Consider the following 20,706-nt stretch of genomic DNA (forward strand, 5'->3'; position numbering starts at 1 on the left):
TGGCGGATCTGAAGGACAACATCAACTCGATGGTGAAGTCGCTGCGCGAGACCACCAGCGCCAACGAGCAGCAGGACTGGCTGAAGTCCAACCTGGCCAGCATGTCGGGGCTCATGCAGGGCCACCGGGACCTGGCCACGGTGGCGGAGCTGGTGATGAACGAGCTGGCGCCGCTGGTCTCGGCCCAGTACGGCGCGTTCTTCCTGGCCGAGGAGAGCGAGCTGCAGCTCATCAGCGCCTACGGCTATCCGGCGACCCCGGGGCGGCCGACCCGGTTCAAGCTCGGCGAGGCGCTGGTCGGGCAGGCGGCGCGCAGCCGCAGGACCATCGCGATGACGGGCCTGCCGCCCGGTTACATCACGATCTCCTCCGGGCTCGGCCACACCGACCCCGCCTCGGTGATCGTGCTGCCGATCGTGGTGGAGGAGCAGGTGCTCGGCGTGATCGAGCTGGCCTCGGTGCAGGCGTTCACGCCGGTGCACCGGGCGTTCCTGGACCAGCTCATGGAGACGATCGGCGTCAACCTCAACACGATCGTGGCCAACGCGCGCACCGACGAGCTGCTGATGGAGTCCCAGCGGCTGGCGGTCGAGCTGCAGACCCGCTCGGAGGAGCTGCAGAACCAGCAGGACGAGCTGCAGCGCTCCAACGCCGAGCTGGAGGAGAAGGCGACGCTGCTGGCCCGCCAGAACCAGGACATCGAGACCAAGAACCTGGAGATCGAGCAGGCCCGCCAGGAGCTGGAGGACCGCGCGCACCAGCTGTCGCTCGCCTCCACGTACAAGAGCGAGTTCCTCGCCAACATGAGCCACGAGCTGCGCACCCCGCTCAACTCGCTGCTCATCCTGGCCCAGCTGCTGGCCCAGAACCACACCCGCAACCTCACGCCGAAGCAGGTCGAGTACGCCGGCATCATCCACTCGGCCGGCTCGGACCTGCTCCAGCTCATCAACGACATCCTCGACCTGTCCAAGGTCGAGGCCGGCAAGATGGACATCAACCCCGAATGGGTGCAGCTACGCCCGCTGCTGGACTACGTCGAGGCCACGTTCCGGCCGATGACCAGCCAGAAGAGCCTGTCCTTCCGCGTCACCACCGCGCCGGGCGTGCCGGCCGACCTGCTCACCGACGACTCCCGGCTGCGCCAGGTGCTGCGCAACCTGCTGTCGAACGCGGTCAAGTTCACCGAGACGGGCAGCGTGGAGCTGCGCATCGAACCGGCCGCCGCCGCCGAGCTGCCCGCTTCGGTACGCCCGCACGGCCCGGCCATCGCGCTGCGGGTCCTGGACACCGGGGTGGGGATCGCCGAGCAGCAGCTGGAGGTGATCTTCGGGGCGTTCCAGCAGGCCGACGGCACCACCAGCCGCAAGTACGGCGGCACCGGGCTGGGCCTGTCGATCTGCCGTGAGATCGCCTACCTGCTCGGCGGCGCCATCACCGCGCAGAGCACGCCGGGGCAGGGCAGCGTGTTCACGCTGTACCTGCCGGTAGCGCGGCCGGGGTTCGACATGACGCCGCCGGACTCCGGCGAGCAGGCGCAGATCTCCTCGGGCACGATGGTGACGCCGCGGCGGCTGCTGGTGATCGAGGAACGCGCGCACGGCCTGCTGTCGCTGGTCGCCGAGAGCGTCGTCGGGGACCTGGCGAACGCGCACGACCTGGGCGGGACCATCGAGGTGGTCGCGGCGGCCGGGAGCGAGGAGGCGACGCGCCTGCTGGCCGGCGAACCGTGCCACTGCATCGTGCTGGATCTCGACATGCCGGATATGTCGGCGTACCAGCTGCTGGAGTCGATGGACGGCGACCAGCGGCTGCACGGGGTGCCGGTGCTGGCGTACAACAACTGGCGCTCCCACCCGCAGCAGGAGGTGCGGCTCGGCAACCAGCCGCTCGAACTGCTCTCCAGCCTCGACGAGCTGCGCGAGCGCATCGCGCTGCACCTGACCGCCGACCAGCCTGGTGACGTGCTGCCCCTGGTCAGGGCGGAGAGCGTGGGCGCGGCGGAAGGGCGGGAGATCGACAACACCCTCGCCGGCCTCACCGTGCTGGTGATCGACGACGACGCCCGCAACCTGTACGCGCTCACCAGCATGCTGGAGATCCACGGCATCAACGTGCTGCACGCGGAGAACGGCCGCAAGGGCATCGACGCGCTGACCGCCCACCCGGAGACCGGCCTGATCCTGATGGACGTGATGATGCCGGAGATGGACGGCTACACCGCGACGGAGACGATCCGGTCGATGCAGCAGTACGCCGACCTGCCGATCATCGCGGTCACCGCCAAGGCGATGCCGGGTGACCAGGAGAAGAGCCTCGCGGCGGGCGCCAGCGACTACGTGACCAAGCCGGTGGACGCCGACCATCTCATCGAACGCATCCAGCACTGGATGAACCCGGCGTGATCTCGTGAGGAGCGGTGACGTGCACACCCCCGCAGACGACCCGCCCGCCGGAGGCACCGGCGACCGTGACCTCGGCCGCCTGGCGGACACCGTCGAGCGGCTGCGGCGGGAGGTCGAGCGGACCCGCCGCGCCGCCGACGACCGCGCCCTGATCGAGCTGGCCAAGGGCGTGCTCATGGAGCGGCTGAGCTGCGGGCCGGCGCAGGCGGCCGGCCAGCTCGCCTCGCTGGCCGGCAAGGCCGGCGTGCCGCAGCTCGAACTGGCCGCCGACGTGGTCAACCAGGCCGCCCGCGACCGGATCAGCGACGTCGCCCAGACCGAGTCCGGCGCCTCGGTCTGGCTGCGCGCCACCGAGAACGCCGCGCTCGGGGCGAGCGACACCCAGGCGGTGGCGCGCTCGCTGGTGGAGCACGCGCTGTCCCCGCTGGGCGCGACCGCGGTGGCGGTGTGGGCGGCGGGCCCGGACAGCTGCCTCACCCTCGCCGGGTACGCGGGGTTCGGGCCCGAGGAGGCCAGGCGGTGGCACCACGTGCCGCCCGGCGTGGTCACGCCGGCCACCCGGGCCATGGTCGAGCGCCGGACGATCTGGCACGCCGACACCGGCCTGCCCTCCATCGGGCGGCAGTCCTCGCGCGGCGGCCGGGTCACCGCCCCCATGATCACCGGCGGGCGGGTGCTGGGCGTGCTGGAGATCTGCTGGCCGCAGGCGCTGCCGCCCCGGCCACCGCGGATCGAGCGGCAGATCGACGCCCTGGCCGAGCTGTGCGCGCACACGCTGGACGCGCCCTTCGCGCCGCTCGGGCAGGACGGCCCCGCCCTCGCCGAGATCGTCGATCTGGCCGACGCCCTGCCCGATCCGGCCCTGGTGCTGCGGGCGCACACGAACGCCCAGGGCGACCTGGCCGACTTCCGCATCCAGCACGCCAACGAGCGGCTGACCGACGGCGAGCGGCTGCTGCTGGAGGCCTACCCGCTCGTGCCGGGGGGGCTGCTGCTGGAGGCGTTCCCGCTGGCGGCCGGCGGGCTGTTCGCGCGCATCGAGCAGGTGCTGGCCACCGGCGAAGCCTTCCGCGCCGAACGGATGCCGCTCGGCCTGAGTTCCACGGGCGTGGCCGACGTCAGCGTCACCCGGCACGCCGAGTGCGTGCTGCTCGTGTGGCGCGACCACGACGAGGGCGCCCGGCTGGCCGGGATCCTGGAGCACGCCCAGCGGCTCGGCCGCATCGGCGGCTTCGAGGAGAACGCGTTGACCGGCGAGATCACCTGGAACGCCCAGCTCTTCTCGGTGTACGGCATGTCGCCGGACGACCGGCCGATCCCGCTCGAACGGCTGCGCGACCACGCCCACCCGGACGACGAGGTCCCCATCGGCCGTTTCCTGCGCACGGTGCTGCATCACCGGCGCTTCGCCGCCACCGCGTTCCGGCTGCGGCGGCTCGACGGGGTGGCCCGGCACATGCGCGTGGTGGCCGAGCCGGTTTTCGGGCCGGATGGGCAGTTCATGGCGATCCGGGGCGCGTACCAGGACATCTCCTCCCAGCACTGGACGGAGGTCGCGCTCTCCGTCACCCGCGACCAGCTCGCCCACACCGAGCAGCAGTCCGCCGAGCGCAACCGCCTGGCCCTGCAGCTGCAGCACGCCATCATGCCGCCCTCGCACGGCACGATGGAGTCCTTCGGGCTGCACATCGCCGTCCGCTACCGGCCCGCGCAGAAGGAACACCTGGTCGGCGGCGACTGGTACGACGCCGTCGCGCTGCCGAACGACCAGATCCTGCTGTCGGTGGGCGACGTGGCCGGGCACGGGGTCGAGGCCGCCACCGGCATGGTCGTCCTGCGCAACGCGCTGCGCGGCCTGGCCACCACCGGGGCCGGGCCGGCCCAGCTCATGGCCTGGCTCAACATGGTCGCCCACCACCTGGCCAACCGGCTGACCGCGACCGCCGTCTGCGGCCTGTACGACCCGCCCAGCCGCATGCTGCGCTGGGCCCGGGCCGGGCACCTGCCGCCGATCCTGCTGCGCGAGGAGGAGGGAGCCGAGCTGCCCATGGTCAGGGGACCGCTGCTCGGGGCGTTCACCGACGCGCGCTACGAGGAGGGCGAGCTGCAGCTCCAGGCCAAGGACACGCTGCTGCTCTACACCGACGGGCTCATCGAGCGCCGCGACCACAACCTGCGCCATGCCCAGGACCGGCTGCTCGACATCGCCAGGCGCACCTCCGCCACGCTCGACCACCGGCTCGACGACCTGCTCACCCACTGCAACTCCGACACCGACGACGACACCTGCCTGATCGGCGTCCACCTGAGCTGACCTGGCCGGCCTCCCCCGGGAGCTCCTCAGGTTTCCCGCGGCCCTATAATTGCATGCGCCGGTTATCGGCATGTATGAATAGCCAGCGACTGCAATCAATATCGCTCTCGTCGCGTGCGGGTGACGCGCCTCCCGCCCGGCGGCCGACCCCTCAGGCGCGACCCAGGAGTTTCGGCATGGCCTCCCTGTTCACCCCGGTCACCCTCAGGACGCTGACCATACCCAACCGGATCTGGATGGCGGCGATGTGCCAGTACAGTGCGGAGCCGGAAGGTGAGACGGTGGGCGTCCCGACGGACTGGCATTTCGCCCATCTCGCCGCGCGCGCCTCCGGAGGGACCGGCCTGATCGTCACCGAGGCTACCGCGGTCAGCCCCGAGGGCCGGATCTCCCCCTATGACCTGGGCATCTGGAACGACACCCAGGTGGCCGCGTTCCAGCGCGTCACGGCGTTCCTGAAGTCGCAGGGCACCGTCCCCGCGATCCAGCTCGGCCATGCCGGACGCAAGGCGTCCACCGAGCGCACCTGGGTCGAGGGCGGGCGCCCGATCAGCCCGGACGAGCCGTACGGCTGGACTCCGCTGGCCCCCAGCGCGATCCCCTTCACTCCCGCGTCGACCACGCCCGAGGAGCTCACCGCGGACCGCATCCGCGGGATCGTCCAGCAGTTCGCCGACGCCGCCCGGCGCGCCCTGGAGGCCGGCTTCGAGGTCGCCGAGCTCCATGGCGCCCACGGCTACCTCATCCACCAGTTCCTCTCCCCGCACAGCAACCACCGCACCGACGAGTACGGCGGCTCGTTCGAGGGCCGGACCCGCTTCGCTCTGGAGGTCGTCGACGCCGTGCGCGCGGTGTGGCCCGAGGAGCTGCCGATCTTCTTCCGCGTCTCCGCCACCGACTGGCTCACCGAGAACCCCGAGGATGACCGCGACGGCTGGACCGCCGCCGACACCGTCCGGCTCGCCAAGGAGCTGCACGCCCGCGGCGTGGACCTGATGGACGTCTCCACCGGCGGCATCGCCCCCGGCGCCAAGATCGTGGCGGGTCCCCACTACCAGGTGCCCTTCGCCGAGCAGGTCCGCAACGAAGCGGGAATCCCGGCGGCGGCGGTCGGCCTGATCACCGATCCCGCTCAGGCCCAGGAGATCATCACCTCGGGCCAGGCGGACGCCGTCCTCCTCGGCCGCGAGCTCCTGCGCGACCCGTCCTGGGCCCGCCGGGCGGCAGAGGAGCTCGGAGGCCAGGTCAACACCCCCGTTCAGTACCACCGCGCCTGACCGTCCAGCGGGTCAGCGCGTCCTCGGCCTGGGCGGCCATCGCGGCGACCAGGTCCTCCGCCGAGGGCAGGTCGGTGATGAGATCGACGGCCTCGCCCGCCCAGACCGGCAGCGGGGGGATCGCGCCGCGGGCTACGTCGTCCTGGTAGTCCTGACGGGCCTGGGGATCGGCGGCGAGCTCGGCCTCCCGGCCGCGCCAGCGATCGAGATAGGGGTGGCCGAGGGTGCGGGCCGGGTATTTCGACGGCCACCCGGAGCCTCGCGCGATGTCCAGCACGGTGCTCCGCTCGGTGTCCTGGCCACGTCCCCCGAGGATCGCCTTGGTGATCGAGGGATCGACCAGGGCCTCGGTGGTGGCCTGGAAGCGGGTGCCGACGAGCGCTCCGGCGGCGCCCAGCACGAGCGCCGCCGCCACACCGCGTCCGTCGGCGATCCCGCCCGCCGCCAGCACGGGCACCGGAGCCACGAGATCCACCACGGCGGGCACGAACGGCAGGGTGGACCGCCCGCGCGCCGCTCCGTGCCCGCCGCTCTCGGTCCCCTGCGCCACGATCACGTCCGCGCCGAGGTCCGCGGCCTGCCTGGCCTCCTCCAGATCGGTGACCTGGAGGATCAGCAGCGCCCCTGCCCGGCGGACCCGCTCCGCGTACGGGCTCGGGTCGCCGAAGGACAGCATCACGGCGCTGGGGCCGTAGCTGAGCGCCAGCTCCACCGCGGCGAGATCGATCCCCCAGGTCAGGAACCCGACTCCCCACGGCCCTTTCGTGGCCGCGACGATCGGCACCTCGCGTGCCAGCCATTCCGGGTCCCCGTACGCGCCGCCCAGGAGGCCGAACCCGCCACCGCGGGAGACGGCCGCGGCCAGCGCGCCACCGGCCGACCCGCCCATCGGCGCCAGCGCGATCGGGTGCCGCACCCCCAGCATCTCCGTGAACACCGTTGACAACGTCATGCCTGCATCATGCCTTCTGTCGCGTTCAGCCCGCTTCGAGGGACCCGCCAGCACGTTCAAGCCCGCTCCGAAGGAGCTTCCGGCACGTTCAAGCCCGCTCCGAAGGACTTTCTCGCGGGCTCAGCCCGCTCCGAAGCACACGAACGTGGCGGTGGGCTCGCCGGCCGAGGCGGCCGCCAGCGCGTCGGCCGGGCTCGCGCCGCGGGCGACCTGCCTGTGGTAGGCCATCATGACCTGCTCGGCCACGCTGTCGGGCACCCTGGTCAGGCTGGAGATGACGGTGGAGGTGCCGAGGTAGAGCAGCGCCGCGGTGAACCCGAGCAGCTCGTCGCCCGCCCTGACCACGGCCTGTCCCACGTCGCACGCCGACAGCACGACGTGGCCCGGCGCCTTGCCGAGCCGCTGCAGGTCGTAGGCCATGAGCGGGCCGTCGGCCAGGTCCAGGCGGGAGAAGAGCACGTTCTCGCGCTCGTGGTGCCCGTGCGCGGCGAAGTGGGCGAAGGAGGCGCCGTCGAGCGCCTCAAGGGTGGCCGACACCGTGGCCAGCCCGCCCCTGAGCCGGCGCGCCTTGGGGTGCACGGCCCCGAGCTGCTCGACCTCCGTCTCCGCGTGGTCGAGATCGGGCCCGGCGACGAGCACCGAGGAGACCCCCTCGGGCGCGTACGGCTCGCGGACCCGCCTGGCCGACAGCCACACCAGCGCGGACGGCGCCACCACCAGCGGCCGGCCGCGCAGCCCGGGCAGCAGGCCCCAGGGCACCGCGGACAGGGCCATGGTCGGGACGAGCACGATCCCGCGGGTTCCGGCCAGCCCGGCCCGCAGGGGCGCGATCACCGCGTCCTCGATGACGCCGAGCTGCCGCTGCACGGACGCCTCGATCACGGCTTTCATCGCCGGTCGCAGGTTGCGCCCGGCCTGGGCGTTGAGGTCTCCCGCCAGCCGCCGCGCGGCCTCGGCGACCGGTTCGTACGCGCTGAGCTCGTACAGGCGGCACCGGCCGCGTACGAGCACCAGCGCCAGCAGGGCGCCCCCGACGGCGAACAGGCTGACCAGCGCGGAGTCGTCGGCCGCCAGCGCCTCCTCGACCGCGCCCGTGGGGGCCTGGCCCAGGCCCGCGGCCACGCCGGGCAGCTGCCAGCCGCGTTCCCTGATGACCTGCTCCAGCTCCAGGCATCGCCGGCGCAGCTCCGGTCTGCGCCGCCCGGCCGCCTCGTCGGCGTGCATCTGCTGGGCGAGCTGGCGCAGCTCGGCCAGCGCCTCGGCGGTCTGCTCGTCCTCGGGGGCGTGCGGCGGGCGGTAGCGGAAGGCCTGCGCGCGGCAGCGCTCCGACCAGGCGAACACGTTGCGTGCCGAGCCGCCGGCCAGGGCCGTGGTGAGGCCGTACGCGGCCAGGTCGGCGCCGAGCGCCGTCACGCCGGTGAGCATGTCGAGGCTGCCCAGCCGGCCGCGGTGCGAGTCGATGAGGGCGAGGCCCGAACGCACCTTGCGCAGGGCCTGGCCGCGCTGCCCGTGCGCGCCCGCCAGCTCGGCCGTCGTGAGGTGGCGCATGAGGCGTACGTCCAGCGGCGCACGCTGGGCCGCCGGGCTCGTCGCCGCCGCTGCCGCCGCCTCTTTCACGCGGCCGGCCGCGATGAGCGCCCTGATCGAGACCAGCCGGGCCATCTCGGCCTCGCCCTGCATGTCCAGCCCGGCGAACCGGCCGGACAGCTCCGCCGCCCGCGCGGCCACCAGCCCCGGCCGGGCTGCCCGCCCGAACCCGCCACGCGGCGCGTCCCCGGCCCCGGCACCGGAGCCGCCCCGACGCGCGGGCTCCGAGTCCGGGCCGGTCGCCTGGGCGTAGTCGCCGCGCAGGCGCATGAGGGCGGCGCGCAGGGCCCAGGCCGTGCTGCCCCTGCGCCAGAAGTGCGACTCCGCGCGCCTGGCCCAGTCCCGGGCCTCGGCGACGCGTCCGGCGTCGAGCGCGCACTGGGCGCGGGCCAGCTCCGCCTCGGCGTAGTCCTGCAGCAGCCGCTGCTTGCGGAAGCCGTCGATGGCCTGGTCCAGGGTGCGGCCGGCCTCGTCGGTCAGCCCCACGGCCAGCAGCGCCCTGGCCCGGTCGAGCGCGAGCACCGGCAGGAAGCCCGGGTTGGCCTCCCGGTAGAGCGGCTCCACCCGGGCGAACACCGACAGCGCCGCCGGCACGTCGCCCAGCAGCAGGTCGCAGTAGCCGTCGTTGTGCAGGGCCTTGGCGGCGAGCACGTCGTGGCCGAGGGCGTGGGCGATCTGCGCGGATCTGTGCGCGTCGTCCCTGGCCTGGCGGATCCGGCCGGTCGAGAGGTGGATGACCGACCGGTTGAGCAGCACCCTGGCCAGCTCCACCCGGTCGTGGTCGAAGAGCATGGGCGCGGCGAGATCCAGCTCCCGCAGCGCCTCGGCGTTGGAGCCCAGGCGCAGGAGGAGGAGGCCGCGCTGGGCGTGCACGATGGCCAGCTCCGGCGGCGGCGCGCAGCGCTGGGCCTCGTCGAGCAGGCTGAGCCCGAGCTCGGTCCGGCCCCGCTCGGCCTCCGCGTGCGCCAGGCTGGTCAGCAGCCGCGCCAGCAGGTCATCCCACCCGGACGCGGCGGCCCCGGCGCCGGTGGTGTCGTCGCTGGGGGCCCCTTCCGTGGGCGTACCGTCCCCAGAGACGCCGGACCGGGCCGGCGTGGCGGGCCGGCCGAGCAGGGCGAGGGCCTGGCGCAGCCGGCGCGCGGCCAGCGCCGGGCGGCCGTTGTCGGTCGCCTCTACGCTGGACCTGTGCAGCCGCTCGATCCGCTCGCGGAGGGCGGCTGCCCGTTCGTCGTCCGCCAATACGGCCTCGCGCGGGTCAGAGAATGAGTGAGGGAGTCACCGCCAGTATCGCCGCCCGCGCCGGATCGTCCAGTCCCTGTCTCACCACGAGCTGCGTCAGCCCGCGCGGCACCACGTCGAGGACGAATCTCCCCTGGTCGTCGGCCCTGACGGTGTGCGGCCCGTCGCTCGTGCGCAGCTCCACCAGGTGGTCGCCGGGCGGGGCGAGCCAGCCGTCCACGCGCACGGCGTGCTCGTCGCGCGCGCTCACGCTGATCATGATCGTGAGGATCTCGCTGTCGAAGGTGATCGTACGGCTGTCCTCACCGCCCCGGACCCCGGCGGCGAGCCCGCTGTCCTCGTGCGGCCGCAGGATCTCGAACTCCGGCGACTCCAGTGCCAGAGCGAACTGCAGGCGTTCGACCAGCGTCGCCGGGACGGGGTCGATCCGGCGATACACGTCCGCCATGTCGTCAATGAGGCGCTGATCTTCGGCGGTGAAGCCGGCCACGCTCTCCCCATCGGCACCGTTCATCACGGGCTCCATTCCGGGTCCATCGCGAGCAGGCGGCGCAGCTTCGCGAGGCATCGGCCGCGCGTGGGGCCGATGCTGCCCATCGGCATGCCCAGCGCGGCGGCCACGGCGTCGTAGTGCGGCCGCGGCACGAAGGCGATGATCCTGAGCAGCTCGCCGCACCGCTGGGGCAGCTTCTCGACCGCCCTCCAGAGGGTGCGCCGCCGCTCGTCGTCCATCAGCAGCTCGTCCGGCGACAGCACGCCGTCGGGCAGGTCGTCGAACGTGTCGTCGCCGGGCAGGTCGGCCTTGCGCGCGGCCGCGCCGGCCCGCCACGCCTCGCGGCGGGTCGTGGTGACCAGCCATTCGATCAGCGCGCCCGGAGCGGCGATGTCGTTCAGGTGGCGCAGCAGGATCAGCCAGGTGGTCTGGATGACGTCCTCCGCGGCCTCCGGGCTCAGGCCCTGGTTCCTGGCCGTGTGCCAGAGCATCGGCGTGAGCTCGGCGACGATGGCGTCCAGCGCGCCGCTCCTGCCCGCGCGGGCGTCGAGGAGCAGGGCCGCCAGCCGGTCGCGGCGCTCGCTGCCGCGACCGGCCGGCGCCCGGCCGGGTGCGGGACCGACTCCGGAGCCCACAGCGGAGCCCGCTGCGGGGCCTACTGCGGGGCCCACTGGGGGATCCACGGCGGGGACGGGATCCACGATGGGGTCCGCCGGGGACCCGACGGGCCCCACGGTGGGATCGACGGCGGGATTGACGGTGGGATCGACGGCGGGATTGACGGTGGGATCGACGGCGGGATTCAAGGCGGGGTCCTTGGTCATCATCAGATGGGGGTGATTTCCGGGCGGATCACCTTTTCGCTGATCATCTGCTGGATGGTGTCGTGGGCTCGCCGCATGCGATCGACGTTCACCTGGTTCACCGTCGCGGTCAGCCGCGCGGCGATGACCCCGGCCACGATGGGCGCGGCGAACGAGGTGCCGCTCCAGCTCCTGAACGGGCTGGTCGAGTCGCCGTCGAGCGAGGTCCGCCGCCCGTTGGTGAGCGCGGCGCTCTGGGCGCCCTGCACGTTCGGCGGGAACGTGCTGACCAGCATCGCGCCGGGCGCGCGCCACCGGACGGCCGGGTTCTCGTTGCTGAAGATCGCGATCGTGTCGTCGGGGTTCTTCGCGGCGACGCCGAGCATGGGCGCCAGCGGCGGGCCGTTCGGCACGACCGTGTCGGAGTGGGCCGCGAGATAGAACGGCCTGGTCGTCGAGTAGTTCCCGGCCGCGTTCACCACGATGACGCCGCGCGCCCGCAGCTCGTTGACCTTCTCGAACAGCGCCTGCATGGCCTGCGTGCCCTGCCCGGTCTCGGCGAAGCCGCCGAAGGCCAGGCACAGGACGTCCACGGTGAAGCCGGACCTCATCCGGTCCAGCAGGCGGTCGACCGCGGCGTGCACCGCCTCGCCCGGCACGATGCCGTCGTCGTGCATGACCTTGTACATCAGGACTCTGGCGTCCGGCGCGAGCTGGGCGATCAGCCCGGCGATCATGAGGCCGTGGCCGGTGTGGGTGTTGAGGGTGCCGACGAGCGGGTTCGGCAGCTCGCCGAGGTCCTCGAAGCCCACGAGCCTGGCGACCGGCCTGCCGCCCTGCGTGGGGTGCACGGCCTCGATCATCGCCTGCCCCTGGGGGTCCACGGTCAGGAACGCGTCATCGTCGGTCCACGGCCTGAACCAGGGGTGGTCGCGTACGACGCCGGTGTCCAGGGTGACCACGGTGATCCGGTCGCCGCCGAGCTCCTCGATCGACCTGCGGCGCGGCGGGCCGCTCATCAGGGTGACCGGCATCCGGCCGTAGCCGGCGTGGGAGAGGACGCCCGACTCGTCGATCACGCCGTGCCCGCTCGTGGCCGGCGCGCCGCCCAGGTCGGCGCCGATGCCGTCGACGCCGGACCCGACGTAGAGGTGGTCCAGCGACGCCCTGGTCACGAACTCCTCCAGCGGCACCCCGCCGGCCTGGTCCCGGCAGGCCCTGCGCAGCTCGCGCAGCGCCCGCCAGGCGTCCGGGTCGACGTCCGGCAGATCTCCGGTGGCCTCCAGCGTGGCCGGCATCCAGACCGGCTGCTCCGGGTAGTCCCTGCGCCGGGCGTTGTCGACACTGTCCTGCGAGATCCGTACGCCGAGCCTGGACAGGTTCGCGTCGATCCAGCTCGACGACTCCTGCGCGGCCAGCGCCTGGCCGGGGATCAGCAGCACGCGCGCGCGGTAGACCGTGGAGTCCGGCGGGGTCTCGTCCTTGTCCAGAGGGACGGCCCAGGGGTCGAGGATCCTGGCACCGTGCCGGTCCAGGACGGCCGGGGGAAGGGTGATGCCCTGCCATGGCAGCCCGAACTGTTCTGTCCCGCCCTCGGTGGGCGGTTCGGGGATGTAGTCGATGGTCATAACATCGTCTCCGTTCTTCCCTCTGTGGCCTACGAGGGCGGCTCCCCGGCTGCGATACGTACCTCAGATAACGGAACCATCACAGTTGCCGGCGGCCTGGTCAGTACGGTGGCCCGGCGAGCCGCCACCAGACCGTCGAGTCGGCCGCCAGCCGTCCGCCGTCCGGGGCCGTGCTGGCGAGCAGTACCTCTCCCCGCACCGGACTCTCGACGGGCCGCCCGGTCAGGTTGACCACGCAGGCCACGTCTCCGCGGACGAACGCCAGCGTCCCCTCCGGCGAGTCGAGCCAGGTCAGCGCGCCGTCGCCGAGGTCGTCCAGCTCGCGCCTGAGCCGGAGCGCCGCCTGGTACAGCCGCAGCGTCGAGGCGGGGTCGCGCAGCTGTGAGTCGACGCTGAGCGGCCCCCACGCGGCCGGGATGGGCAGCCAGCTCGGGTCCGCGGCCGGGAAGCTGAACCCGTGGCTCGGCTGGAGGTCCGCCCACGGCATCGGCACCCGGCAGCCGTCGCGGCCGCTGTCGGGGTCGCGCAGCCGCTGCGGGTCCTGGCACAGCTCGGCCGGCAGGTCGAGCACCTCGGGCAGGCCGAGCTCCTCGCCCTGGTAGACGTACACGGAGCCGGGCAGGGCCAGCATCAGCAGCGCGGCGGCGCGGGCCCTGCGCAGCCCCGTCTCGCCGCCGCCGTAGCGGGTGACGTGCCGCTTGACGTCGTGGTTCGACAGCACCCAGGTGGTGGGCGCGCCGACCAGCGCGGTCGTGGCGAGCGAGGCGTCGATCACCTCGCGGAAGGCGGCCCCGTCCCATGGGGTGGCCAGGAAGTGGAAGTTGAACGCCTGGTGCAGCTCGTCGTCGCGGACGTAGAGGGCCAGCCGCTCGGGAGTGGGCGCCCATGCCTCGGCGACCCCGATCCGCTCCCCGCCGTACGAGTCCAGGATCCGGCGCCAGGCCCGGTGGATCTCGTGTACGCCGTCCTGGTCGAAGAAGGGCAGCACGGCGGTGCCGATCATCTCGACCTGTCCCGTACGGCCGATGTCGGGCAGCCCCTCGGCCTTGACCATGCCGTGCGCGACGTCGATCCGGAAGCCGTCCACGCCCAGGTCGAGCCAGAACCGCAGGATGTCGGCGAACTCCTCGTGCACCTCCGGGTGCTCCCAGTTGAGGTCGGGCTGCTCCGGGGCGAACAGGTGCAGGTACCACTGCCCGTCGGGCAGCCTGGTCCAGGCCGGTCCGCCGAAGACCGACTCCCAGTCGTTGGGTGGCAGGTCGCCCCTGCCCTCACGGAAGACGTACCGGTCGCGGGCCGGGCCGCCGGGCCCCTCGCGCAGGGCCTGGGCGAACCATTCGTGCCGGTCGGAGGTGTGGTTCGGGACCACGTCGACGATGATCCGCAGGCCCAGCCGGTGGGCGTCGTCGATCAGCGCCTTGGCGTCGGCCAGCGAGCCGAAGATCGGGTCGACCTGCCGGTAGTCGGCCACGTCGTAGCCGAAGTCGGCCATCGGGGAGGTGTAGAACGGCGTCAGCCAGACGGCGTCCACACCCAGCTCGGCGAGATAGCGCAGACGGCTGCGGACGCCGAGCAGGTCTCCGACGCCGTCGCCGTTGCCGTCGGCGAAGCTGCGCACGTACACCTGGTAGATCACGGCCTCGCGCCACCATCCGGTGGCGCTGGCGGCGGGACGCTCCGCATAGGCAAGCTCGGTCATGTAAGGCCCCCAGATCAGGTGGCACCGGCGGCTGCCGCCGGTGCGGGAGATGGCGCAGGACCAGCAGATACGCGCCGTGCGCCCGAGGAGTGTTCATCGTCCTGCGCCGGCCGCCCCCTGGCCTACCCCACCTCACCCCAGCCCGGCGGGGAACCGCAGGCCGGCGGGGCTGTCCTGCCGCCTAACGATCTCCCGTGGGGTCGACGCCGCGCAGCATCATCCCCTGTCCACGCGAGCGGTGCACGTCGTCGGCGGGCCGGTCCTCGGGGTCGCGGAACTGGATGAGCAGGGTTGTGCGGGCCTCGGCCGCCCGGTTCACGCCCGACCCGTGCACCGTGAGATAGGAGAGGAACAGGACGTCCCCCGCCTCGGCCTCGACCGGCACCGCGGCCTCCAGCGGCCAGCTGTCCAGCGGCAGGTGCCAGCCGCCCTCCTCGATGTGCGGCAGCGGCCCGGCCCTGTGGCTGCCCGGCACCACCCGTACGCACCCCTTCTCCTCGGGCGCGTCGTCGAAGTGGAAGATGGCCGCGCCGAGCGTGTGCCTGGTGTGCGGGAAGTGGGCGGCGTCCTGGTGCATGGGGAACGGCGACCCCTTCTCCGCCGGCTTGACGAAGATCTTGGTGTGGTGGAGCTGGACGTTCTCCGAGCCCATCAGGGCCGCCGCCACGTCGGTGAAGCGCGGATCCACCATGAGCCGGGCGAAGGCGGCCGAGTGGAACTGCGCGTCGTGGCAGTGCCGCAGCTCGGTCACCCGGCCGGCCAGCTCCCTCGCGCTCCCCCAGGTGGCCTCCGTGTGGCGCAGCCTGGCCAGCACCGCATGGCACTCCTCCCGGTACGCCCGCGCCTCCGCCTTGCTCAGCAGTCCCTTGACCAGCACGTAGCCGTTGTCCCGGTAGAACCGTGCCATCGACGAGTCGCTCATCCCCGCGCTCCTGCCATCCGACGTGCACACACCTGCGGCGTTCCCTGAGAATGGCATACCGCGGCAGGACGTCCGCGAGCCAGAGCCCGCCCGCAAGCCGGAGCCCGCCCGCCGGGCCGCTCGAAAGGAGCACGACCGTGCGCGCCTACTACGAGGCTCCGGACTACTACGAGCCCGCTCCCGGCGACCCGCCCGCGGTGTTCCTGGCCGGGGGCATCACCGGGGTCGAGGACTGGCAGCGGCGGGCCGCGGCGGCGCTGCGGCGCCGGCCCGCGATCGTGCTCAACCCGCGCCGCCGAGACTTCCCGATCGGCGACCCCGCGCAGACGCCGATCCAGATCGCCTGGGAGCACCATCACCTGCACCTGCCCGGCGTGCTCACCCTGTTCTGGTTCCCGCCGGGCGGCAGCGTGCAGCCGATCGCCCTGCTGGAGCTGGGCGCCGCCCTGGACAACCCGGCTCGCCGGCTCGTCGTCGGGGCGGACCCGAGCTATCCGCGGGTGGAGGACGTGCGGTGGCAGACCCGGCTGGCCCGGCCGGGCGAGATCGTGCACGCCACCCTGGACGACACCCTGAGCGCCGCACACCGGCTGACCGGCTGACGCGTATCGCCGGTCACGCCCCAGCAGCACCGGAAACGATCACCGGGTGCGCGTGCAGGCCCCCCGCCGGTTGGATGTGCATGACATATCCGGGTGGCTGACGGGGCCTCGCGCTAGGGTCTCGTCATGGTCATGTTCACCTGCAGCCGGTGCGGTACGGCGGTGACTCTGGACCTGGCGGAAACCGGCTACCAGCCCGCCCGCAGGCCGCCTCCGCGCGAGCTCCACGAAGACGCCCCGCAGTTGATTCCGCGCGGCCGGTTCGCCATCGACCCCGAGCCCTCCCCGTTCAGGTGTTCGTTCCCGGGATCGACCGGCTGGTGGCGGACGAGGGGCCGCGCGGGACGATCCTGGTGAACGTCGACGATCTCATCGCGGTGGAGCACCATCCGAACCCCGATGGCATGGGTTTCGGATGTTGCAGCTGGGACCCGCACGGCCCCAACGTGAACTGTGCGGCGTGTGGTCAGGGGGTCGCCGCCGAGGCGAACGACTGCGGCATGCCGTGGTACTGGGTGAGGCTCTTTCCCGACGCGGTGCTCGGCGCACCTCCCGCCCCCGCGCCGGACACCGTCCGCCGCAGGCACGATAAACGTGGCAAAGGCCGCCGGCGCAGGATTGAGTGATGGTCCAGGCAGCGGGCGTCAGCGGCCGCGTCACTCCTCCACGTCGGCGATGTCCACCGGTCCCCCGGCCGCGGTTCTCGGCTTGAGCCGCACGGTCAGATGGTGGGTGGTGGCCCTGGTGGCGCTCGCCGAGGCACCCGCCTCCAGCACCCAGACCTTGACGCCCGCCGATCCGCCCGCCTCCTTCGACAGCTCCATCCCGAAGTCGATCTCGACCTCCTCCACCTCGAACCGCAGCGCTTCGCCGGCTCCGGCCTGCATGGCCGCCTGCAGTTCGCGGCGTATGCCGGTGACCGCGTCCGCGAGCCCGATCCAGGGTTCATTCGTCATGCGCCGATTATTCACGGCTGTCGCCCGCCGTCGTGCCGCAGCGGATTAGCATGTCAGCACACCCCCAGCGGAAAGCGGTGATCTCCCTGGACACTCGTATGCTCCCGCCCTTCACGGCTGCCCGGTTGATCGCCGCCATGGAAGGCTCGATCGTACGGGTGCTGGCGAAGGGAGCCGGCGGGACCGGATTCTTCGTGGCCCCCGGCCTGGTCCTGACGTGCTCCCATGTGATCGGCCGGCAGGACGGCCCGTCCGTCCGGATCGTCACGGGCGGCCAGGTGTTCGCGGGCAGGGTCACGGCCCGCCACCCCGCCCAGGCGCCGGACGGAGAGCCGTTCCCCCTTCCCGACCTCGCGCTGATCGAGGTGCCCGGCGCGCCGGACAACCTCGAGTGCGTCCGCTTCGATCTCGAGCCGCCGCAGGTGGAGGACCGGATCCACACCATCGGCCACACCCGGACCTGGTCGCGGCTGCCGGGAGCGGAGCCGGCCACGTTCACCTATGAAGGGCTGCACCGGGTCGACGGCGGGTCACTGCTCAAGCTGGCGAGCGGGCAGGCGGTGCCCGGCATGAGCGGTGGCCCGCTGCTCAACCTCGCCACCGGCGGCGTCTGCGGGATACTCAAGACCAGCCGCGATCCCGGCAATCCGCACGGCGGGTGGGGCGTCCCGGCGGCCGCCGTCGCCCGGCTCTTCCCTGAGGCCCTCGACGCGGGCGAGCGCTTCCACGCCGGCCCGGCCGGCTGGCCCGGTCCCGGCGCCGCGCGGGGCCTGATCGTCGACCTCGGGCATGTCAAAGAGGAGTCGCCGGGCGGCAAGCCGGGAGAGGTGCTGTTCACCGTCACCGACGCGACCTCCGAGAAGGTGAAGCTGACCTCCATCCGCGCTCTCGTACGCGACCGGTCCCCCGTCCGCAGACCGCATCATCGCCTCCCCGAGGGCGTCCCCGAGCAGTACGACCTCGATCTCGCGCTCACCCCGCACCTCGACGCCCACGAGCTGCTGGACGTGCACCACGTCCTGGATCCGGGCGAGACCGAGGGATACCGGGTGCGCGTCACCTCGCCCGAAGGATGGCGCTACCGGCTGGAGTTCGTGATCGGCTGGCACCGCCTGGGCTCCGGCGATCCCCAGGAGAGCTCCCTCGGGCCCGTCGAGCTGGCCTTCCGCGTCAAGAGCGAGGAAGGGCTCGCGGCGCTCGTACGCGAAGGCAGTGACGCCATGGCCGGTGACAGCGATGACGACTGAGTGGACGTGCCCGGGCTGCGGCCACGCCCAGCTCGTCGAAGGAGGCCGCTACCTGCCGCTCGGGGAGGACATCTCCCCCTCCCGGCTGCGGGACGAAGCCCGGCTGCGCGTCGTCTGCGGCAGCTGCGGCGCCGCAGACTTCGTCATCCCGCCGCTGATCGTGGACCTGCTGCCCAGCCTGCTGGTCTTCGTGGCCGACGCCGATCGCCCGACCCTTCTGGAGGAGTTCCGGGAGTTGCTGGACGACCTGGCCGAGGAGATCACCGAGGAACGTCTCGCCGAGATATTGCACTCCTCCTACCAGGTGGTCGTGGGCCTGGATGGCCTGCACCGGCTGCTGGACCTGGCTCTGGGGGGCGCCACCATGGAGATGCTGCTTCCCGCGACGCACATCGTCCCCATGTGCGCGCACCACCATCTGCTCGTCGTGGCCAAGGAGTACGCCGACGCCGGACGCGAGGTGGACGCCTGCCAGGTGCTCCTGCGCGGCGCCGCCCATCCGCTGTACGACCCTCACTTCTTCCGGGAGCTCAGCGGCTACGCCCACACCGCTGGAGATCGGGAGGTCGCCGAGGCGGCGCTGGCCGAGGCAGAGCTCCAGGAAGCCGGTCACAGCCACGTCTGGGTGATCCTGCTGCCCGCCGGAACGCACAGCGCCGAGGCGGACCCGCCCGCCGACCTGTGCCCGCCCACGTTGTACGCCCGGGTGCGCGACACGACGCAACCGATCCTGCCGGACCCGTACGTGGCCGCCCGGGCCGGCATGCTCGTCGGCGAGATCGAACGCGCGATCGTCCATCTCGGTCCCACGTGGGAGCTGTCGTTCTACCGCGAGACCATGACCCTGCAGTTCGAGCAGTGGCTGGAGTCGGAGGAGCTCCGCTACGACCCGAGGGATCTGGTCGAGGTCTTCGCCGCCGAGCGCCGCGAGGCGCTGCCGGAGCCCGATGCCACGCTCGGCCCGGACGAGCTGGGCAGGCTCGGCGCCATCCTCGCCGACACCGGCCACGAACAGCACGGGCTGCCGGTCCTGCGCCGGGCGATCGAGGGCGCCGCGCCGGGGACGATGCCCATCACCAGGTACAACCTCGCGGTGCTCCTCGACCGTACCGGGTCCGCGGCCGAGGCCGTCGCCCTCTACCAGGACGTGGCGGCCGGCACCGACCTGGACTCGGCGTCGCGGGCCCTGCTGGCCCTCGGCCGTCTTCACCAGAGCAGCGGCGATGATCAGGCGGCCCGGCCGGCGTTCGACGAGGCCGTCTCTCTCGGCCACCCCGAGCACGGCCCGCGGGCCCTGCTGGAGCTCGCGCGGCTGGAGGGACGCCAGGGCGACCCGGCCACGCAGGAGCGCCACCTCCTCGACCTCGTCGAGGCCCGGATCGAGGACGTGAGCGAGGCCGCCGCTCTGGACCTCGGGGTCCTGCGGATCAGAGCGGGGGACGTGGCCGGGGCTGTTCCCTTGCTGGAGCTGGCGTCCGAGTCCCTGGACGACGAGATCGCAGGCGCCGCCACCGAGGCGCTGAGCCGGTTACGCGCACGCTAGCCCTTCGCGCCCCGGCCGTCCTCGGTGCGGGCGGCGGTGCCGGCGTCCGGTCACCGCCGGCAGGTCACCGGATACGCGGCCTGCACCACGGGTTTGTTGTGGTTGAGCACTTCGAGGGTGACCGTTCCGTCCTTGCGCTCCGGCCGTTCCCAGTTCCAGGCCTGCACCTCCAGGATCCCGCTCTGCCCGACGGTGTGCGTCGAGGGCGACGACGGCCGGCCGTCCATGATCCAGCGGTAGGTGATCTCGGTCCCGGCCGCCGCGGCGAACGCGCCGTGGGCGGTCAGGTACGGCGCGTCGGCGCAGTCGCCGTAGTAGGCGACCGGCCAGATCTCGGTGATTTGCACGGTCCCCGGCGAGGGGTCCTTGTCCACGCACGTCAAACTGTACGGCTCCTGCTTGACCACCTTGTTGTGGTTGAGCACCTCCAGCCGGGCGATGCCGGTGCCGCTGGCCCGCGCGGAGCTGTACCAGAAGTCGCCGATCACGCTCTTGACGCCGGGCTTGAGGGTCTGCGTCCTGATCGGTCCAGGCTTGCCGTCCACGACGAGGCGGTACTTGACCTCGGCCACGCGGTCGGTCATCACCAGGCCGTCCGCCCGCAGGCCGATGGAGCCGTCGCACACGCCCTTGTACACCGGCGTCAGCAGGTAGTGGAACGTGAGCCGGGCGTCCCCGGGGGCCTCGGCGCAGGCGAAGGAGAACTCCCGCTCGACCGGCTCCTCGGGGCCGCCCTCGGTCATGAGACCGAGCGTGTGACCGCCGTCGTCCGACGGCCCGAAGCTCCACGACGCCGAGACGTCCTGGGAGCGGGGCTGGTCACCGGCGGGGAAGTCGAGCACCTGCTGCTGCCACTTGGCCCCGTCCAGGATCCACCAGTACGTGACCTTCCGCGCCGGGCCCGCGGGGAGCGAGACGCGGCCGGTGGCCTGGTAGGCGATGGGCTCGGCGCAGCCTCCCTCGTAGTCGCCCGGGGTGAGCGCGACGATCCGCGGCTCCGGCCGCTGAACCGGGGGCTCCGTGGGAGGCGGTGACGTCG

General features: G+C 72.7%; 16 protein-coding genes. 7 read left to right on the forward strand and 9 right to left on the reverse strand.

Features of this window, described 5'->3' with window-relative positions; translation table 11 throughout:
* From ETD85_RS45190 to ETD85_RS45200, 3 genes are all read left to right on the forward strand, one after another.
* The coding region (locus ETD85_RS45190; protein WP_138696017.1) for a response regulator at positions 1-2,405 on the forward strand (2,405 nt) is incomplete at its 5' end.
* Positions 2,406-2,424: 19 nt separating this feature from the next.
* A complete protein-coding gene (locus tag ETD85_RS45195) occupies positions 2,425-4,719 on the forward strand; it encodes a SpoIIE family protein phosphatase (protein WP_240779849.1) in 2,295 nt (764 codons plus the stop codon).
* A gap of 176 nt (positions 4,720-4,895) precedes the next feature.
* Positions 4,896-5,996: an NADH:flavin oxidoreductase/NADH oxidase gene (locus ETD85_RS45200; RefSeq protein ID WP_138696019.1), complete on the forward strand. Its 1,101-nt coding sequence runs from the start codon at positions 4,896-4,898 to the stop codon at positions 5,994-5,996.
* Here the strand turns inward: ETD85_RS45200 and ETD85_RS45205 are convergent.
* The 7 genes from ETD85_RS45205 to ETD85_RS45235 form a co-directional block, all read right to left on the reverse strand.
* Complete coding sequence (locus tag ETD85_RS45205; RefSeq protein WP_138696020.1) at positions 5,965-6,948, reverse strand: NAD(P)H-dependent flavin oxidoreductase; 984 nt, start codon at positions 6,946-6,948, stop codon at positions 5,965-5,967. The two genes, ETD85_RS45200 and ETD85_RS45205, sit on opposite strands and share 32 nt — an antisense overlap.
* A gap of 120 nt (positions 6,949-7,068) precedes the next feature.
* Positions 7,069-9,774 (reverse strand): CHAT domain-containing protein, encoded by a 2,706-nt coding sequence (locus ETD85_RS45210; RefSeq protein ID WP_138696021.1) that lies wholly within the window; start codon positions 9,772-9,774, stop codon positions 7,069-7,071.
* 16 nt (positions 9,775-9,790) lie between these two features.
* Positions 9,791-10,288: a hypothetical protein gene (locus tag ETD85_RS45215; protein WP_138696022.1), complete on the reverse strand. Its 498-nt coding sequence runs from the start codon at positions 10,286-10,288 to the stop codon at positions 9,791-9,793.
* Positions 10,288-11,094, reverse strand: coding sequence for an RNA polymerase sigma factor (locus ETD85_RS65080; RefSeq protein WP_206059281.1), 807 nt, complete (start codon positions 11,092-11,094; stop codon positions 10,288-10,290). The genes ETD85_RS45215 and ETD85_RS65080 overlap by 1 nt, the downstream gene beginning before the upstream one ends.
* A complete protein-coding gene (locus ETD85_RS45225; RefSeq protein ID WP_138696023.1) occupies positions 11,094-12,698 on the reverse strand; it encodes a S8 family peptidase in 1,605 nt (534 codons plus the stop codon). The genes ETD85_RS65080 and ETD85_RS45225 overlap by 1 nt, the downstream gene beginning before the upstream one ends.
* Positions 12,699-12,798: 100 nt before the next feature.
* On the reverse strand, positions 12,799-14,397 hold the full coding sequence (locus ETD85_RS45230; RefSeq protein WP_138696024.1) for a glycoside hydrolase family 13 protein: 1,599 nt from the start codon (positions 14,395-14,397) through the stop codon (positions 12,799-12,801).
* A gap of 181 nt (positions 14,398-14,578) precedes the next feature.
* Positions 14,579-15,319 carry a phytanoyl-CoA dioxygenase family protein gene (locus ETD85_RS45235; protein WP_138696025.1) on the reverse strand — a complete coding sequence of 247 codons (741 nt, stop codon included), beginning with the start codon at positions 15,317-15,319 and terminating at the stop codon, positions 14,579-14,581.
* A gap of 137 nt (positions 15,320-15,456) precedes the next feature.
* Here ETD85_RS45235 and ETD85_RS45240 point away from each other — a divergent pair, with 137 nt between their 5' ends.
* Positions 15,457-15,921, forward strand: a complete 465-nt coding sequence (locus ETD85_RS45240; protein WP_170247181.1) for a nucleoside 2-deoxyribosyltransferase domain-containing protein — start codon at positions 15,457-15,459, stop codon at positions 15,919-15,921.
* A 293-nt stretch (positions 15,922-16,214) separates the two neighbouring features.
* On the forward strand, positions 16,215-16,547 hold the full coding sequence (locus ETD85_RS45245; RefSeq protein ID WP_138696027.1) for a hypothetical protein: 333 nt from the start codon (positions 16,215-16,217) through the stop codon (positions 16,545-16,547).
* A gap of 30 nt (positions 16,548-16,577) precedes the next feature.
* Here ETD85_RS45245 and ETD85_RS45250 read toward each other — a convergent pair whose 3' ends face one another.
* On the reverse strand, positions 16,578-16,877 hold the full coding sequence (locus tag ETD85_RS45250) for a trypco2 family protein (protein WP_138696028.1): 300 nt from the start codon (positions 16,875-16,877) through the stop codon (positions 16,578-16,580).
* Between the two features lie 137 nt (positions 16,878-17,014).
* Here ETD85_RS45250 and ETD85_RS45255 point away from each other — a divergent pair, with 137 nt between their 5' ends.
* Both ETD85_RS45255 and ETD85_RS45260 read left to right on the forward strand, forming a co-directional pair.
* The gene (locus ETD85_RS45255; RefSeq protein ID WP_170247182.1) at positions 17,015-18,124 is read left to right on the forward strand and encodes a S1 family peptidase; all 1,110 of its coding nucleotides are present in this window, start codon (positions 17,015-17,017) and stop codon (positions 18,122-18,124) included.
* The gene (locus tag ETD85_RS45260; RefSeq protein WP_138696030.1) at positions 18,114-19,667 is read left to right on the forward strand and encodes a tetratricopeptide repeat protein; all 1,554 of its coding nucleotides are present in this window, start codon (positions 18,114-18,116) and stop codon (positions 19,665-19,667) included. The genes ETD85_RS45255 and ETD85_RS45260 overlap by 11 nt, the downstream gene beginning before the upstream one ends.
* A gap of 50 nt (positions 19,668-19,717) precedes the next feature.
* Here ETD85_RS45260 and ETD85_RS63765 read toward each other — a convergent pair.
* Positions 19,718-20,706: hypothetical protein (locus tag ETD85_RS63765; protein WP_170247183.1), on the reverse strand; the 989-nt coding region annotated here is incomplete at its 5' end.

It is taken from the genome of Nonomuraea zeae, from assembly GCF_005889725.1.
Taxonomy (GTDB): domain Bacteria; phylum Actinomycetota; class Actinomycetes; order Streptosporangiales; family Streptosporangiaceae; genus Nonomuraea; species Nonomuraea zeae.